The sequence below is a fragment of the Streptomyces sp. NPDC049040 genome, from assembly GCF_043197715.1.
In the GTDB taxonomy this organism is placed as follows: Bacteria; Actinomycetota; Actinomycetes; order Streptomycetales; family Streptomycetaceae; genus Actinacidiphila.
This window is the reverse complement of sequence record NZ_JBICTO010000004.1, coordinates 47307-63855: the sequence shown is the minus strand read 5'-3', so window position 1 is coordinate 63855 and position 16549 is coordinate 47307. Positions and strand designations below refer to the sequence as shown.

6 protein-coding genes are annotated in these 16549 nt (G+C 70.9%); 3 read left to right on the top strand and 3 right to left on the bottom strand.

The window, feature by feature from the left end:
• Positions 1–354: FG-GAP repeat domain-containing protein (locus tag ACGFMP_RS12875; RefSeq protein WP_393672220.1), on the top strand; the 354-nt coding region annotated here is incomplete at its 5' end.
• A gap of 251 nt (positions 355–605) precedes the next feature.
• Positions 606–1652 (top strand): endonuclease/exonuclease/phosphatase family protein, encoded by a 1047-nt coding sequence (locus ACGFMP_RS12870; protein ID WP_393672219.1) that lies wholly within the window; start codon positions 606–608, stop codon positions 1650–1652.
• Between the two features lie 67 nt (positions 1653–1719).
• Here the strand turns inward: ACGFMP_RS12870 and ACGFMP_RS12865 are convergent, their stop codons facing one another.
• The 3 genes from ACGFMP_RS12865 to ACGFMP_RS12855 form a co-directional block, all read right to left on the bottom strand.
• Positions 1720–3171 carry a DUF6777 domain-containing protein gene (locus tag ACGFMP_RS12865; RefSeq protein WP_393672218.1) on the bottom strand — a complete coding sequence of 484 codons (1452 nt, stop codon included), beginning with the start codon at positions 3169–3171 and terminating at the stop codon, positions 1720–1722.
• A 303-nt stretch (positions 3172–3474) separates the two neighbouring features.
• The gene (locus ACGFMP_RS12860; RefSeq protein WP_393672216.1) at positions 3475–4083 is read right to left on the bottom strand and encodes a hypothetical protein; all 609 of its coding nucleotides are present in this window, start codon (positions 4081–4083) and stop codon (positions 3475–3477) included.
• Positions 4080–14684 carry a LamG-like jellyroll fold domain-containing protein gene (locus ACGFMP_RS12855; protein WP_393672215.1) on the bottom strand — a complete coding sequence of 3535 codons (10605 nt, stop codon included), beginning with the start codon at positions 14682–14684 and terminating at the stop codon, positions 4080–4082. The genes ACGFMP_RS12860 and ACGFMP_RS12855 overlap by 4 nt, the downstream gene beginning before the upstream one ends.
• A 470-nt stretch (positions 14685–15154) precedes the next feature.
• Between ACGFMP_RS12855 and ACGFMP_RS12850 the strand changes: the two genes are divergently transcribed.
• Positions 15155–16549 carry a GH1 family beta-glucosidase gene (locus ACGFMP_RS12850; protein WP_393672214.1) on the top strand — a complete coding sequence of 465 codons (1395 nt, stop codon included), beginning with the start codon at positions 15155–15157 and terminating at the stop codon, positions 16547–16549.

Sequence of the window (16549 nt, the reverse complement as noted above, 5' to 3'; positions counted from 1 at the left end):
AACGGCAACGGGTACGGCGGCTTCGGCGGGGCGACGCTGCTCAGCCCCGGCTGGAACTACACGCAGACCACCGCAGGCGACGTCACCGGTGACGGGAACATCGACCTCATTGCCCGCGACGACAGCTCCGGCATCCTCTACCTCTGGCCCGGCGACGGCCACGGCACCTTCGGCGGAAGAACACAGATCGGCGAAGGCTGGGGCGCCTACTCGCAGATCACCGCCGGCACCTTCCGCGGCACAGGAAGGGCCGATCTCATCGCGCGCAACGACGCGACCGGAGAACTCAGGGAGTGGGACAACATGGCCAACGGCTCCTTCAGCAATTCCCTGATCGTCAGCAGCCACTGGTGACCGCGGCCCCCGAGGCCGACGGCCGGCCCGCCGCCTGAGCAGCACCTCCGCAGCCCCAGGGCCGCCCCCGCAGAACCGCGGGGGCGGCCTTCTTCCGTTCCTGCGGCGTGTGGCAGCGGTGCGGCGGCTTCCCGCGAGTGCTTGTTACAACGTGGTCATCACTTGGGCCAGTGGCCATCTTCTGGCGGCAGCAGCCTGTACCGAGTCGCGCCTGCAGATTGTGCGGGGCACGGGAAAGGCGAGGTGGCTTCATGGCCCGGACACACATCGTGGAGCCGTCGACGGCCGGACCGGCACCGGGCGGCGGAGAAACCGGAAAGGGCATCGGCAAGGACGCCTGGCACCGCCTGTGGGCAGCGTACTTCCGCGGCTGGCGGCGCGGTGTGTGGCGGCGCGGCATCGCGGTCGCGGGCCTGGCCGTGGTCGTCTCGCTGCTGATGCTGCTGCATTCCGCCGTCCCCAACCGGATCGGCAACCTCGGCAGCCTCGCCGAGACGTTTCTGCCGTGGCTCGGACTGGTCGTGCCCGTTGTCCTGGTCCTCGGCCTGATCCGCCGGTCGGCGACGGCGCTTACCGCCGTCGTCCTTCCCGCGGTTGTGTGGTCGGGCATGTTCGGCGGCCTCGTCCTGGACAAGCGGACGGGCGGCGGGGATGTCATGGTCGCCACCCACAACGTGGGGGTCGCGAACACCGATCCGGCCGGCACGGGGCGGAAACTGGCCGCGTCCGGCGCGGACATTCTCGCGCTGGAGGAGATGACCGATGAGGCGGCGAAGATCTACGAGAGCAGCCTCGCAGGGACCTACGCCCACCATGCGGTCGAGGGCAGCGTGGGACTGTGGAGCAAGTATCCGATGACGGGCACGAAACCCCTCGACGATCTCGACTGGGGCCGTTCCATGCGCACCGTGGTCGAGACCCCGCACGGTGAGATCGCCGTCTACGTGGTGCACCTGATGTCGGTCAGGGTGAGGCTCCACACCGGCTTCGACTCCTACCAGCGCGACCTGGGCGCGGACGCGACCGGGGCGCGCATCATGACCGAGCCGCTGCGCCGCGTGGTGCTGCTCGGCGACTTCAACGGGGCCACGGACGACCGCTCCCTGTCCGCCGTCACCTCGCAGATGCGGTCGACCCAGGATGCGGCGGGCCAGGGCTTCGGCTTCACCTGGCCGTCGTCGTTCCCTGTCACGCGCATCGACCAGATCATGGTGAAGGGCGTCAAGCCGACGTCCTCATGGACGCTGCCGAAGACAGGCAGCGACCACCTGCCGATCGCGGCCAGGCTCGCGCTGTAGAGCGCGACGCGCGCCTGTGCCGCTCGACATGCGATCCGGCCCCGTGAGCCGCGGCGATGCGCAGTGCTCACCCGCCGGACTGCAACGACGCCCAGGTGTCAGGGCCGACCTCGCCGATCACGTCGATCTTGTGAGCGCTCTGGTAGTCGCGTACGGCCTGCTCGGTGACGGGCCCGAAGTCCCCGTCGATCACCACGGTCCTGCCCAGCGCCACGGTCAGCGCCCGTTGCAGCCGGCTCACCGCCTCACCGCTCGACCCGACCCGCAGAGCCGGGGTGTCGCCGCGGGCGAGCAGCGCCGTCCAGGTCCGCGGGCCGACCCGGTCAAGGGTGGGCAGCCCCGTGTCGGCCTGGTAGGCCTGGGCCGCGGCGGCCGTGGACGGGCCGAAGACACCGTCCACCGTGCCCGGGTCATGGCCGGCCGCGGCCAGCAGGCACTGGGCCGCCGTGACCGCTTTCCCGGTCGCTCCGGGATCCAGCGCCGGGTAGCTGGTGAAGTCCAGGTCCACCGCGCCGCAGTCGTCCGGTTTCGTGTCGCCCGGCTGGGGGGCGAGGTAGAGGGTCACCTGGGCGCCCGCGGAGGCGCTGCTGCCGGGTTCCGGATCCTGGCGCACCACCTGGCCCGGCGTCACCTGCTCGGCTTCGGGGGAGTCGTCGACCTGCGTCCTGACGGTCAAACCGGCGTCCTCCAGTGTGCGCTGTGCCTGGTCGGCCGGCTGTCCCACCACGTTGGGGACCTCCTGCTCCGCGGGAGCCGCCGGATCGGTCGGGAGCGCCGTGTCTGCACTTCCCGTGCTGCCCTGCGGCCGCTCGATGCCCGCGTCCTGGGCCGTGACGTCGACCAGCTCGAACACCGGCTGGGGCTTGTCCGCGGGCTTGACCTGCACGGCCTTCTTCTTGTCGTAGCCCTTCCACTTCTTGTTCTTCCCACCGACCTTGAGATCGATGTCGATCTTGCCGATGTCTCGCTTGTAGGCATGCAGCGGGTTGCCGCAACTGCACTGCACCACAGGCTGCCCGTACGCATCCACCAGGACCGCGATGCCGGCCTGCAGCAGCGCGGTGAAGCTGTACGACTTGCCGTTCCTGAAGTCGTGGTCCGTCACCAGCGTGTCGTTGCGCAGCAGCACAGGAGTCCACCGTTTGACGGTCTTCTCGATGTCCTTGGGCTTCACGTCCAGTTCCTTGGCCCAGGCCGCAGCCTGCCGGGCGTACCGCGCGTCCTTCAGGAAGCTGATCAGCCTGCCCGTGTCGCAGCGGCCCTTGTCGCGGGTGCCGCCGAACACGCCGGGAGCGCCTCCCGACTTCCGCCCGCCCCCCAACTGCTCGACGATGCTGAGCGCATCGAGCCCCAGTCCCACGGCGCGAAAGAAGGGCGACTCCGCGGCCACCCCCCGCGTGACCGCCCGCACCGCCACCTTCTCCTTGCCCGAGCAGCCGACCAGCGGCCCGCAGGCGCCGATCAGCGCCAGGACGACCGCAAGCGCGATGCTTCCCGACCACCGTGGTCTTCCCTCCACCACTTGCCCCCTCCCGAGAACCGAGCGCCGGGCACCGGGCGGATGAGGTGGTCGACCGTGCTTCCCCACTCTGCGACCGGTGCGCGAGGCGGTGGTGTCGCAGGCAGGCTCGCGTGTGTGGACCCCGCCGCGGCCGCCCTGTGTGAACGCTGCCAGCTCCCGTCCGTCCCCGGCCAGGGCTGCGTGTCACTCAGTGACCCGGTGCCGCCACGGGAATTCCCTGCCCCGGACCCCGCGGGTGCGGAGAACCGCGCCGGGTGGGCTCGGGGCCCACCGGCCGCGTCACCGTGGAGATCATCACCGTCAGTCGTAGGTCACGCCGGCGAACGGGTCGGGCTCTCCCGTCCACGGATTCAGGCCCAGTCCGGTCAGCCGCGCTTCCTCACGGGCGTTGAGGAAGCGCAGGGGCCCGCCTCCTCCCACGTTCGTACCGATGGGGTTCGTGTCGTGGCCCGCGGAGAAGAGCCGGACGAGGAAGTCGGCCATGCCGCCTTCGTACAGCGCCCATTCCCCCGTGTCCCGGGACCAGACCGCGACCGGCCACGTGTCCGGGTCGGGGTCCTCGGTCAGCCACCCCAGTACGTCGGCGGTGTCCGTTCCGCCCCAGACGAGGATGCCGCCGAGGTGATGACGGGGCCCGGGCTGCCGCCAGGACTGCATGTCGGGGTCGGCGACCGTCTCCGCGGGGATGCGGCCCACGCGCCAGCCGGCGGCGCCGGCCGTGCGCGGGACGGCCACCATCACCGCGTCCGTGTTGAAGGACCCTTCGCCGAAGACGGCGACGAAGTCCCGGTAGTCGGCGGGGAATCCGTGCCCGTACTCCTGCTTGAGGCGGGCCCAGTCCAGGCGGTCGCCCGCCCCGTCGCCTGGCGGAACGAGTTCCGCCAGGCGACGGACGGAGGGCACGGTCACGGTGTTGCTCCTGTCGGCACCGGAGTGCCGTTGACGCTGAATGTGCCGAGATTACGCCATTGGTTGAACTTCACGCTGTAGATGGAGTTCGGCGTGACCTGGTGGATGCTGATGCCGGGGCCGCCGTTGGGGTCGTAGCCCTGCGCGTTGATCTCGTATCCGACCGGCACGGTCCGGGACCCCTTGTAGTGCGGGGTGACGGAGTAGGACACGACCTGTCCTGCCCTGATGGCGTTCATCACCTGCTTCTCGTAGGAGTACATGTGGTCGTTCATGCCGGGGTCCTCGGGAGCGATCTTGGTGGAGTTCGCGGCCCGGCTGCAGGTGGACAGGTTCTCCAGGTTCGTTCCGTCGCCGCCGAACTGCGCGCCGATCAGGTGGCAGCGGTTGATCCAGATGCCGGGCGGGCGGTTCCCCAGGTAGCCGGCGGTGGTGCGGGCCCAGGTGAGCCCCGGAGTGTCCAGGCCTTCGGGAACAGCCGATCCGTCATGACTGTCGACGTAGGCCTCGTCGAGGCAGGAGGTGGCGGCCCCCGCGCGGTTGCCGTTGGCCGGGTCGGTGGGGCTGTAGTCGATCCAGCCCTCACCGCCTCGGCGGCAGTCCGCGTCGCGTCCGTTGCGGGTCCCCGTACCGCCGCCGTGGTCGAGCAGGGCGTTCGGCTCGAGAGCCGCCAGCGGGACGAAGATCGCGATGCCGAGCAGGTCGAGTGCCGCCTGGGCGGTGAGAGTGGAGGTCACCGCGGTGGCGGTGGTCCAGATCGCGTCGACGGCGACCGCGATGGCCGGCGGGGCCACGGGGGCCGGCAGCGGATGGGGGCCGTTGTAAGGGTTCTGGTCGATCGGGGGCTTGGGCGGGGCGATCCTCACGCCGCCACCGCCACCGCCACCGCCACCGCCACCGCCACCGCCGTTGCCGCCGCCCCCGCCGCCGTATCCACCACCGCCGCCGCCGTGCCGGCCGCCCCCGGAACCGCCGCCGGAGTAGTACTGCCGACCGGAGCCGCCGCACTGGACGGTCCAGTAGTGGGTGTCGCAGAACTGGTCGTGCACCGACTCGTGGTAGCCCCAGTTGGAGCAGCCCTGGGGTGAGTTCTCGCAGGCGTTGTATCCGATGCTGTCGGACCCCGCCATGTACACGTTCCAGAAGACCTTCAGGGCGATGCTTGCGGGCGTCGGTGCCTTGAAGATCCAGGTCGGGCTGGGGATGAGGTCCGACCAGCTCCAGTGCCCGGTCGGATCCGTGCTGTCGAGCGGATCGGCATTGCCGTAGACGTAGCGGTTGGCCTGCACCGACGGGCTCGGCGAGAGCTGCATGCTGTCGCGGCTGGCGAAGGTGCCGGTGCCCGGCTGATACCAGCGGGCCGCCATGTCGACGTCACCGCTGTCCGGGTCGGTCCAGCCCGACTGGTAGCCGACTGACGACCCCGCGCCGCTGGTCGCGGTGACGTTGCCGAACGGGTCGTAGGCGGTCGAGCCCGTCAGTGCGGCGCCCGTCGGTGCCAGCCCGCCGACCACGTCGGTGTGGGCGTCGGTGAGCTGCCACTGCGGGCTGCTGCCGTCGGTGACGGCCAGGACGCCGCCGTCGACGGTGTGGCTGTAGGTGTCGTGCCCGTCGGTGACGACGGAGTTGCTGCCGCCGTCGTAGGTGAAGGAGGTGCCGTCGCGGGTGGTGACGCGGTCGGTGGAGTCGTAGGTGTAGGTCGTCGGGCCGTCGTTGGTCATCCGGTCGAAGGCGTCGAAGACGGAGGTACGGGTGCCCTCGGTGCCGGTGGTCGAGGCGAGGGTGCCCCGGGCCGTGTAGGTGTATCGCGCCTGGCCCTGGGTGAGTTGCTCGTCGCGCTCGTCGAAGGTCGCCGTCGCGCCGCCGGCCGAGGTCCTGTTGCCCGAGTCGTCCCAGGTGTAGGCGGTGGTCTGCGAGCCGTTGTCCCAGGAGGTCAGCCGGCCCGCCTGGTCGTAGCCGTAGGTGTTCGCCGCGGCGCCCGCGGTACCTGTGGTGGTCTTGGCGGTGATCCGCCCGTTCAGGTCGTAGCCGTAGGCGGCGCCCGCCAGGGTGGTGGTGCCGTCCCCGGAGGTGAGCGTGTCGGTGCTGAGCCGGCCGAGGCCGTCGTAGGTGTAGTCGCGCTGGGCGGTGCGCTTCCCACCGGCGCCGTCGGGGGCGGTGTACTGCTCCAGGCGTACCTGGCCGTCGGCGTAGTAGTCGGTCGACATCCGGTCGCCGGTGACGGCGTCCTGCGTCCAGTCCAGACGCCCGCCGCTGTCGTAGCCGTAGGTGCTGGTGCCCGAGGCGTCCTGGCGGGACGTCATACGCCCGTCCGCGTCGTAGGCGTAGACCGAGTGGCCGCCGGCGCCGTCCGTGGTGAGCAGCTCACCGCGGTCGTTGTAGGTGTACGTGTTCTGCGGCTGGAAGACGTCCTTTCCTGTGGAGATCAGGCGGCCAGCCAGGTCGTAGGCGAGGGTCCGCTCCTTCGTGGCGGCCTCGGCGCCGGTGCCGGTCTCCGAGGTCAGGCGGCCCGCGAGGTCGTAGCCGCTGGTGCGGACGATGCCGCCCGGCTCGGTGGCCTCGACCTGCTGGCCTGCCGCGTCGTAGACCGAGGTGAAGGTCCGGTCGGCCGCCGCCGGGTGGGCGGTGGTGGCCGGCTCGACCGTGGACTCGGGCAGGCCCCACGAGGTGTACGTGTAGACGGTGCTGTTGCCGCGACCGTCGGTGAGCCGGGTGCGGTTCCCCGCCGCGTCGTAGCCGAATCCGGTGGTGATCCGGTCGGTGGCGCTCACGGACTCGCTCTGGCCGGTGACGCGGCCGAGCGCGTCGCGGGTGTAGGTCACGGTGCCCGACTCGGCGTCCTGCGCGGAGCTGAGGTTGCCCTCGGCGTCGAAGTCGTTGTGCGTGGACGCGTACCCGCCGCCGTCGAGGGCGCGGATGGTGTCGGTCAGCGCGCCGCGGAAGTCGTACGACGTGAGCGTCGTGCGGTCCATGGGGTCGGTGACCGAGTCCTGGCGGCCCAGTTCGTCGTAGGTCCACCGGGTGGTGGCACCCGCCGCGTCGGTGACGGACGTCCGCGCGTTCGCCGGGTCGTAGGTGGCGTGCGAGGTCAGGCCGCTGGGTGTGGAGGCGGCGGTCTGCCGTCCTGCGTCGTCCCAGGTGTATCGGGAGGTGTAGGTGGCCGTGGCCGGGTGGCGCTCGATGCTGCTGGCGGTCAGCTGCCGGCCGAGCTGGTCGTAGGTCGACTCGGTGCGCGCCCCGGTCGGATCGGTCACCGACAGCGACAGGCCGGTGGGCGTGTACGTGGTGTAGGTGCCCTGGTCGGTGAGCTGTCCGCCGGCCAGGCCGCTGCTGTGCGGCACGGGCACGCTCTGGAAGGTCTGGTTGCCGAACTGGTCGTAGCCGAACTGGACTTCGCGCCCCAGCGGGTCGATCTGGGCGGTGATCCGGCCGAGCGCGTCGTACTCGGTGTGCGCCACCGCCGTGAGCGGCTCGGCGGCTCCGGGCGGGGTGTAGGCCGGCAGGGTCGTCGCGATGGGACGGCCGAGGGCGTCCACGGTGGTCCGGGTGACGCCGCCGTTGGCGTCACGGACGTCGGTGGTCTCGCCGAAGGTGTTGTAGCCGGAGACGGTGGCCGGATGCACGGCGGCCGCCTTGCCGCCGCCGCTTTCGGCCTGGACCTGGGGCGCGGTGGTCTCGACCCGCTGGCCGAGCGCGTCGTAGCGGTAGCGGGTGGTGAAGGCCTCAGGGTCGTCGGGGTGCCCGTCGTCGTCCGCGTCGGTGTTGCCGCGCGGGGAGACCGAGGTGAGCGGCAGGCCGCGCTGGTCGTAGGTGGTGGAGACGACCGACGAGGAGAACGCGTCGTGCGCGTCGACGCTGAGCACGTTCCCGGCGCTGTCGTAGGCGTAGGACTCGATGAAGCTCGTGTCCACGCTCATCGGACTCGCCAGGCCGGCGCCCTGGACGGGCGGGGTCGCGTACTGGTGCTTCTCCAGCAGGCGGTTGTCGCCGTCGTAGCGGTATCCCGTCCAGCGGTCGAGGCCTTCGGGGTCGGTCACGGACATCGTCACGCGGTTTGCCGCGTCGTAGGTGGCGTCCACCCTGGTGGTGCCGCCGCCGGTGACCTTGGTGAGCGCGTTGCCCGCGCCGTCGTAGGTGTCGGTCTCCAGCACGATGTCGTGCGCGCTGCCGTCGGCCTGGGTGACCTGCTTGGCGGTGACCGAGGCTGTCAGGCCGTCGTCGTAGTAGGCGTAGGCGGTGGTGGCGCCCATGGCGTCGGTGGTGGAGGCCAGCCGGCCGGCCGGGTCGTAGGCCTGTGAGGCGACCACCAGGTCGTGCGGGTCGCCGCCGGCGGGGTCGCCCTTCCAGTCCTTCAAGGTGGTGGCGGCCGGCTTGCCGTCCGGCGTGAACGAGTAGGTGTACCGGGTGCCGAGCGGATCGGTGGTGCTGGTCTGCCGGCCCAGCAGGTCGTAGCCGAAGGTGGTGACCGCGCCGCCGGGACCGGTGACGGTGTCGTTGAGGCCGTGCTCGTCGTAGTGCCGGGTCACGGTGCGTGCCTGGTCGCCGCCGGCGGAGTCCGCGGTGACCTCGGTGAGCAGGTTGCCGTCCGGGTCGTAGGTGCGGGTGATGTCGGCGGCGTGGCTGACGCCGGTGATCTCGTTCTTCACCGCTGCACCGGACACCGAGTCCACATGGGACATCTCGTCGTAGCCGTAGGAGGTGACGACGCCGGACGGGAAGCTGTCCGAGATCTGCGTCTCGGTGGTCTTGCGGCCGAAGCCGTCGTAGGTGAAGGCCGTCACCAGGCCGGAGGGCGAGGTGACCGAGGCCAGGTCGCCGTTGGCGAAGTAGGCGTAGCCGGTGAGCGCCCCGCCCGGGGTCTTCTGCGTGCGGGGCAACCCGGCGGGTACGGTGCCGCCGCCGACCGCCGCTTCGGTGCCCGCGGTGTACGTCGTGGCCGTCACCCGGTTGTCGGGCAGCGTCGTGGAGTCGGGCATGCCGGACGCGGTGTAGTGCAGCTGGGTGCGGTAGCGGTTGTCCGACGGCCCCGCGGAGCGGCCGTCGCGGGTCGCGGTCGGCTTGTCGTTGCGCGGGTCGAGCGGGTCCGCGGTGTTCAGGTAGTAGTCGGTGAAGGAGGTCCAGCAGGAGTTCTGGTCCCGGCAGGTGGTGGAGGACACCGTGTTGCCGCGGGCGTCGTGCCCGGTGATCGTGGAGTGCCCGTCGGCGTCGGTGACCGTGTGCAGGAATCCGCCGGTGTCGTAGGCGTAGGTCGTCACACCGCCGCCCGCGCCGGTCGTGGAGACCGCGCGCTGGCCGTGCAGCATGTCGTAGGTGGTGCTCGTGGTGTGGTTCTCGGGGTCGGTGACGGTGATCTTCGAGGTGAGCGCGGGGATCTGCGAGCTGCTTCCGGCCGCGTAGTGCTCGGCCACCTGGGCGGCGGTCAGCGGGTGCCGGTAGACCGCGGGAGCGTCGACGGCGCCGTTGTAGTAGTAGGTCTTCTCGGGCAGACCCATCCAGCCCGAGCTGCCCCAGCCGCCGCCGAGGTAGGTGTACGGGCGGTCCTGCGAGGTGATGGTGCCGGCCAGGGACCCGACCAACTCGCCGTCGAGGTAGAGGGATTGGGTGGTGCCGGCGCCGGAGAGCACCACGTGGTGCCACTCGTTGTCGGTGACGGTCTGCGACGACACGATCGGCGTCGCCCCGGGGCTGCCGGTCAGGTAGAACTCGCCGCGCAGCTTGCCCGCGCTGTCGATGTTGAGGATGTCGCGCCAGGAGGTGGCCTGGGTGCCGATCGGCTTGTCCTGCGCGCCGAGCAGCACACCGCTGGGATAGGCGGTCTGGAACCACAGCTCGACGGCGAGGTTCGTCGTGCCGGCCAGCAGGGTGCTGCCCGGCAGGGCGATGGTGTTGTTCCCGTCGAGCAGGCTTCCGCCGAAGTCCGTGGGGCCGAACGCTCCCCACCACATGAAGGAGGTGTCGTCGTCGAGGGTGGCATCGGTGCCAGGAGTGGCGGCGACGATGTTGTGCGCGGTCTTGGTCTCGTCGTTCTCGTCCAGCGGCCAGAAGGCGGCGGGGGAGTCGGACAGCACGGCGCGGGAGTAGGCGTTCCTGCTGCCGCCGACCATGTCGTGCCACGCCTGGTAGTGCGCGGACATGTCGTCGTGCGTCAGGGCCCGGTTGTAGATCGCCGCCTCGTCGATCTGGCCCTCGAAGTAGCGCGTGCCGGCCGCCTGGTCGTCCCAGCTGGGGCTGGAGTACCCGCCGCCGAGGTAGGCGTGCGACAGCGACTCCGGGTGGATGGGGCTGCCGGTGAGCCCGGTGGTCGTGACGCCGTCCAGGTTCAGTTCCTGCCGCTCAGCGTCGCCGGTCAGCAGGACGTAGTGCCAGGCGTTGTCGGTGACCTTGCGGTTCATGACCAGGTGCTTGCCGTTCGCCCCGTCCCACAGGTAGCTGCGCAGGTAGCCGGACGAGTCGATCAGGAGGCTGGGGTTCCAATGGGTGGCGGTGTCGCCGAGTTCGCTGTCCTGGAAGTCCAGCAGCACGCCGGGCTTGGTGGTCTTGAACCACAGCTCGACCGAGAGGGCGCCGGAGTTCTCCACGGTGTCGGTGGGGATCTCCACGGCGCCGCCCTTGCCGTCGAAGGACACGGCGGTGTCGTCGCTCTCGGAGAAGGCGCCGGCGGTGTTCAGCGTGGTGCCGTCGAGGTAGGAGGCGTCCGAGCCGCCCGCCGCGATGTTGCGGGCGTCGGCCCCGCTGTGGTCGCCGAGCCGCCAGTAGCCGCCGGGATTCGAGGCGAGGACGGCGTCGGCGTAGATGTCGGACCCGTTGTCGTACTCGGGCGCGGAGACCTTCCAGGTGCCGCCGTTCTCGTCGGTGGTCTCGCTCAGGCGTCCGGTGCCGGGATCGTAGTCCGCGGTGGCGTGCACGCGGCCCGAGGGCAGCGTGACCTTCGACATCTGCCCGGCGGTGTTGCGCGCCGCGTAGTGGGCGGCGACGGTGGCCGCGTCCAGCGGGTGCTCGTAGACGGAGACCTCGTCGAGGTCGCCGGTGAAGTGCTTCACGCCCTCGGATCCGCCGTCCCAGCCGACGCTGGAGTAGCCCGCGCCGAGGTAGGTGTACGACTCGTCCATGTGGTCGATCGGGCCGGTCAGGCTGCCCGCGGCGACCCCGTCGAGGTAGAGGGTCTGCGTGGTGCCGGCTCCGCTGAGCACCACGTGGTGCCAGGCGTCGTCGGTGACGGTACGTGCCGTGACGATCGGCTTGACGGAGCCGGTCCAGAACTGGCCGCGCAGATGGCCGGTGGCGTCCACGGTGAGGGTGGGCGTCCAGTGGTCGGGGGTGCCCTCGTCCAGCGGGCCGTCCTGGAAGCCCATCAGGACGCCGGTCTTCGAGGTCTTGAACCACATCTCCACCGACAGGAAGGTGGAGGTGCGCAGCGTGTCCGGTGGGAGTTCGACCACCGAGTCGGTGCCGTCGAAGCCGCCCGCCGTGTCGGTGGAGCCGGCCGTCGCGCCGGGGCGGCCGAGCTGGACGTCCCGGTGGAGCGCCTGGTTCAGGCCGGTCCTGGACGGCGTCTCGCTGACCGCCGTCGCGCTGTCCGCCTCACCGAGCCGCCAGTACGCGGTCGGGTTCGCGTCGAGCACCTCGCTGCGGTACTGGGAGCCGTCGGTGTAGTCGTACCGCGTGCAGGCGGTGGTGGAGGTGGGCGGGCACACCGAGTCCAGCTGGTCGCCGGTGTAGGTGTACATCCAGGTCAGGCCCGGCGTGCCGGGACCGACGGGGACGGTGGTCACGGTCCCGATGTGCGCACCTGACCAGGCGAAGGTCAGCGAGCGGCCGGAGACGGTGTCGGTGACCCTGGTCAGCTTCCCCGCGGTGTAGGCCAGCGTCTGGGTGCGGCCCGAGCCGTCGGCCACCGAGGCCAGGAGCCCTGTGGTGTCGAAGCGGTAGGTGGAGCCGGTCCGGTCGCGGAGCGTCCAGCCGGTGGAGTCGTGGGTGAGGCTGGTGGTGCCGCCTGAGGGCGAGGCGTAACTGCCGTCGGCGTTCCTGCCGTAGCGGACCTGGGAGCCGTCGGCGAGGGTGACCAGTACGGTCGCCGTCTGCGGCTCGTCGCGCAGCCGCATGTCCCAGCGGGTCGCCCAGCCGGCGCCGAACGCGTTGCCGGTCCTGGGGTCGAGGGAGTTGTACGTCCTGGCCACCGACAGCTCGGGCCCGACGGTGTTGACGGCCGCGTCGGTGGCCGCCGTCACGTAGTTGCCTGCGCGGGCGCCGAACTCGTGGGAGGCGTCAGCGGAACCGAGGTGACTGGTGACCGCGGGCTGCGGGACCTGGGTGGAGAAGAAGGCAGGTCCCGGCCGGGCCGAGGTGTCCTTGCCGTCGTACACGTATCCGTACCAGGCGTACTGCTGGCCCCAGTTGAGCCAGCCGACGGGCACGGCCCACTGCTGGGCGGTGCTGCGGGTGCCGGTACGGCAGTTCTTGCGGGTGTCCTTACCCGAGACCTCGCAGACCTCGAAGCTGTACTGCGGGGTCGCGGTCGGGTAGCGGTCGGAATCCTTGCCGGTGGCCCACAGGGTCGGGGTGAGCGAGTCCAGCACGACCCCGCTGACCGGGGACTCGCCGGTCAGCTGCGGCGGCACGTTGACGGCGGCGAACTTGACGGCAGGTCCGGGGACCCCGGCGGAGGTGAAGCGGCTGATGCCGACGTCGTCCATCGTCCACTGGAGGGTGTACGTGGCCGGCGCCATCGCGGCGATCGCGGCGGTCAGGGTGACGGACTTGCCCGGCGCGACATCGCTGGGCATCTTCGTCCAGGCGAGCTTGGTCTTGTCGGTGATCTCCGTGCCCGCCGAGTTGAACAGGTTGTAGCGGAGCTGGTAGTTGCCGCCCTTGGTCCAGGTCTCCTGCCCGCTGTTGGTGACGGTGACCTTCATCGCGCCCGGCGCGGTCGCGGTGACCGGGGTGACCCAGTCGCCGAGCTTGTAGGTCGCGCCGTACTTGGTCCAGGAGACGTCGAGGCGCGGCTTGCCGCTCGCGTAGTCGTCGGAGCCGAACTGCTTCCACGCCTTGCTGTCGGAGGTGGACGCCTTGACCGCGAGCCCGTAGTTCTTCTTGCGGCCGTGCGTCCAGTCGTCGACCAGGGTGCGGCCTGCGGAGCCCAGCGGGATGGTCTCCCAGGCGGCGGCGCAGGTCCAGGAGCTGGTGTCGGCCGGCCGCCAGCCGTGGGCGAAGCTCTTGGAGGCCACGGAGGCGCCGGTGGCAGGGCCCGGGTAGGTCTTGGTGGTGGATTCCGACCAGTTCGAGGTGATCGGGCTGATCGTCACCGGGCGGGCGGTGCACGAGTCCGACCAGCTGTTGAACAGTGCCAGGCGCGCGTCGGTGACCCAGGCGTTCTTCAGCGTGGTCTCCAGGCCGGAGAAGCGCAGGAAGGACGCCGCCTTGTGGCTGCCGCCGTCGTAGGTCCCGGTCTTCAGGACGGTGTCACCGCTGAAGTCGGTGTTGTACGGCGACTCGACGTAGGTGCCGGAGGTGGCGTCCACCGATTTCACGGACGGGTCGACCTTGACCGGGTAGACCCGCTCCGGGGCGTTCAGCCAGTCCTGGTCGAGGTCGACGGTGAGCACCTGCTGCCCGCTGCCGCCCGTCAGGCCGTAGCGCACGCCGGTGGAGATCGCGCCTTCGTGGGCGTTGCCCGGGGCGGAGTCCTCCATCCAGCCGGCCGGTATGCGGGCATGCTCCGCGCCGGTGCTGTCGGCGAGCACCACTGCGCCGCTCCCGTCAAGCGACGCGGTCAGCCCGTCCAGCACCAGCGGGAAGCTCCAGTGCGAGGGGGCGTCCTTGGAACGGAGAAGAATCGTTTCCTTGACGGAGGCGTTCCCGGCCAGGAACTGCAGGTCCGCACCGTTGCGCACACCCGGATAGCTGATCGTGTCGCCATCGGCGACGGCCTGGCGGTGGGCGGCGCCCGTGACGCCGAAGCCGACCGATCGGCCGCCGGGCAGCGTCATGTCGACCACCGGCGGGCCGTCGGCGTACCCGGCGAAAGCCAAGGGGGTCTGCGTGGCGGCTGTCGTGTATCCCTTGTCGGAGGCGTCCATCGTCATGGCGCCGGCGGGCCGGACCAGACGCGTGTCGACCGGTGTCCAACTACCTTTCCCAGAACGGAAGTTGACCGGCTCGTCGAAGTACTGCGTCGTGTAGGTGCCGTCCGTGTTGCGGTAGGTGCGCGACTGGCTCTGCCTCTTGGCGGCCACTTCCGTGCTCGTCCCGGCGTCGAAGCCGTCCACCGGGGGCAGGGCGGGAGCGGCGACCTGCTGGACCAGTGCCGGCTGGGGGGCGGCGGCGTGCGGGGCCGGTGTGCCGGCCGGGAGGCCGGCGTCGAGGGGAAGCTCACCGGGAGCCGTGAGGGCGCCCTTGCGGCCTCCGCCGGCCTTGGCGGCGGTGGCGGCCGCGCTCGCTTCGTGGCTCCGGTTCGCAGCCGAGCCCCAGCCCTGGTCCGGCGCGGTGCCGGCGGGCGGAGAGCCCGGTGTCCACTGCCCGGCGGCCGCCGCCCCTGAAGTGGTACCCGCGAGCAACGTCAGGATGAACGGCATGACGACGACCAACGACCGTGCGGTGCGCACTCGGCCCCCCCGAAGTGGTTTTCAAGATCAAGGCCCTCACAGAACACCAGTTCAAGGCGCCGCACCAGAGTTGGATGTCAATTCGTTATGCGTTGGCTAACATATGGTCAAGAATAAGACAACAGCCCACGGTTGAGGGCACTCCGGGCCAAGCGAAGCCCCAGGTCACGGACCGTGCGGACGAGGGGGCGGGCGCCCGCGCCGCTGCGGCACGAGCAGGGCGACCGCACCCGTCTCGCCGAGTGGCATCGGGAATGGCTCGACGGCCAGACCCGGAGAAATCGCCCCGGTCAGGAAGCCGGACAGCCACTCCGGCCGGGGTTGACGGGCCGGGGCCACCCCCGGACGTCAGGCGGCCCACCACCGCCGGGCACGATCGCCGTCGCCGGTGGGGAGGTCGTCCTGCCGGGCGTCCTGGAGCGTCGCGTAATCTGGCGGCCGCGAGGATCGACCACCTGAGGAGCCGCTTGATGACGTCCGCCCCCGCTCCGCGCTTCCCGCGCGGCTTCCGGTTCGGCGCCGCCACGGCCGCCTACCAGATCGAAGGCGCCACCGGCGAGGACGGCCGCGGTGTCTCCATCTGGGACACCTTCTCCCGCACACCCGGCGCCACCGCGGAAGGCTCCAGTGGCGATGTCGCCTGCGACCACTACCACCGCTATCCGGAGGACGTCGCCCTCCTGCGCGACCTCGGCGCCGACACCTACCGCTTCTCCGTCGCCTGGCCGCGGATCCTTCCCGAGGGCACGGGGGCGGTCAACGCCGCGGGCCTCGACTTCTACGACCGCCTCGTGGATGAACTGCTCGCCGCCGGCATCGAGCCGGCCCCCACGCTCTACCACTGGGACCTGCCGCAGCCCCTGGAGGACCGCGGCGGGTGGCGCGTCCGGGACACCGCCGAGGCCTTCGCCGAATACGCGGCCGTCGTCGCCGACCGCCTCGCCGATCGCGCCGGGCGCTGGATGACCCTCAACGAACCCTTCTGCACCGCGTTCGTCGGCCACGCCATCGGCCGCCACGCCCCCGGCACCCGCGAGGGCAACGGCGCCCTCGCCGTCGTGCACCACCTGCTCGTCGGGCACGGCCTGGCCGTGGACTCCCTCCGTGCCGCGGGGGCCCGTGAGGTGGGCATCGCCCTCAACCCCGACCGGCTCCTGCCCGCCACCGATTCCCGAGCCGACGCCGAAGCCGTGGCGCGCGCCGAAGTCCTGCACAACCGCTGCTGGTTCGACCCGATCTTCCTCGGCCGCTACCCCGAGGGCGAGAAGGAGGTCTGGGGCGACATCAGCGATTTCTCCTTCCGCCGCGACGGCGACCTCGAACTCGCCTCCCGCCCGCTGGACTTCTGCGGCGTCAACTACTACCGGCCCATCACCGTCGCCGACGCCCCCTGGCGGGACACCGATCCGACACTACGGACCGCCGTCGACATCCGGGCCGAGGAGACCTGGGGAGACGATGCGGCCCGCCGCACGACCATGGGCTGGCCCGTGGTCCCCTCCTCCTTCCGCGACCTGCTCGTCGACCTCAGCCGGCGCTATCCCGACCTGCCGCCGATCGTCATCACCGAGAACGGCTCCTCCGAGGCCGACATCGCGGAAGCCGACGGCACCGTCCACGACACCGACCGTGTCGACTACCTCCGTGACCACCTCGACGCCCTCGCCCAGGCCATCGCCGAAGGGGTCGACGTGCGCGCCTACTACGTATGGTCGCTGCTCGACAATTTCGAGTGGGCATTCGGCTACGACCGCCGCTTCGGCATCGTCCGCGTCGACTACGACACGCTCCGGCGCACGCCCAAGGACAGCTACCGCTGGTATCGGGACTTCATCGCCGCGGAGCGTGCCGCGCACGGGAGTTGA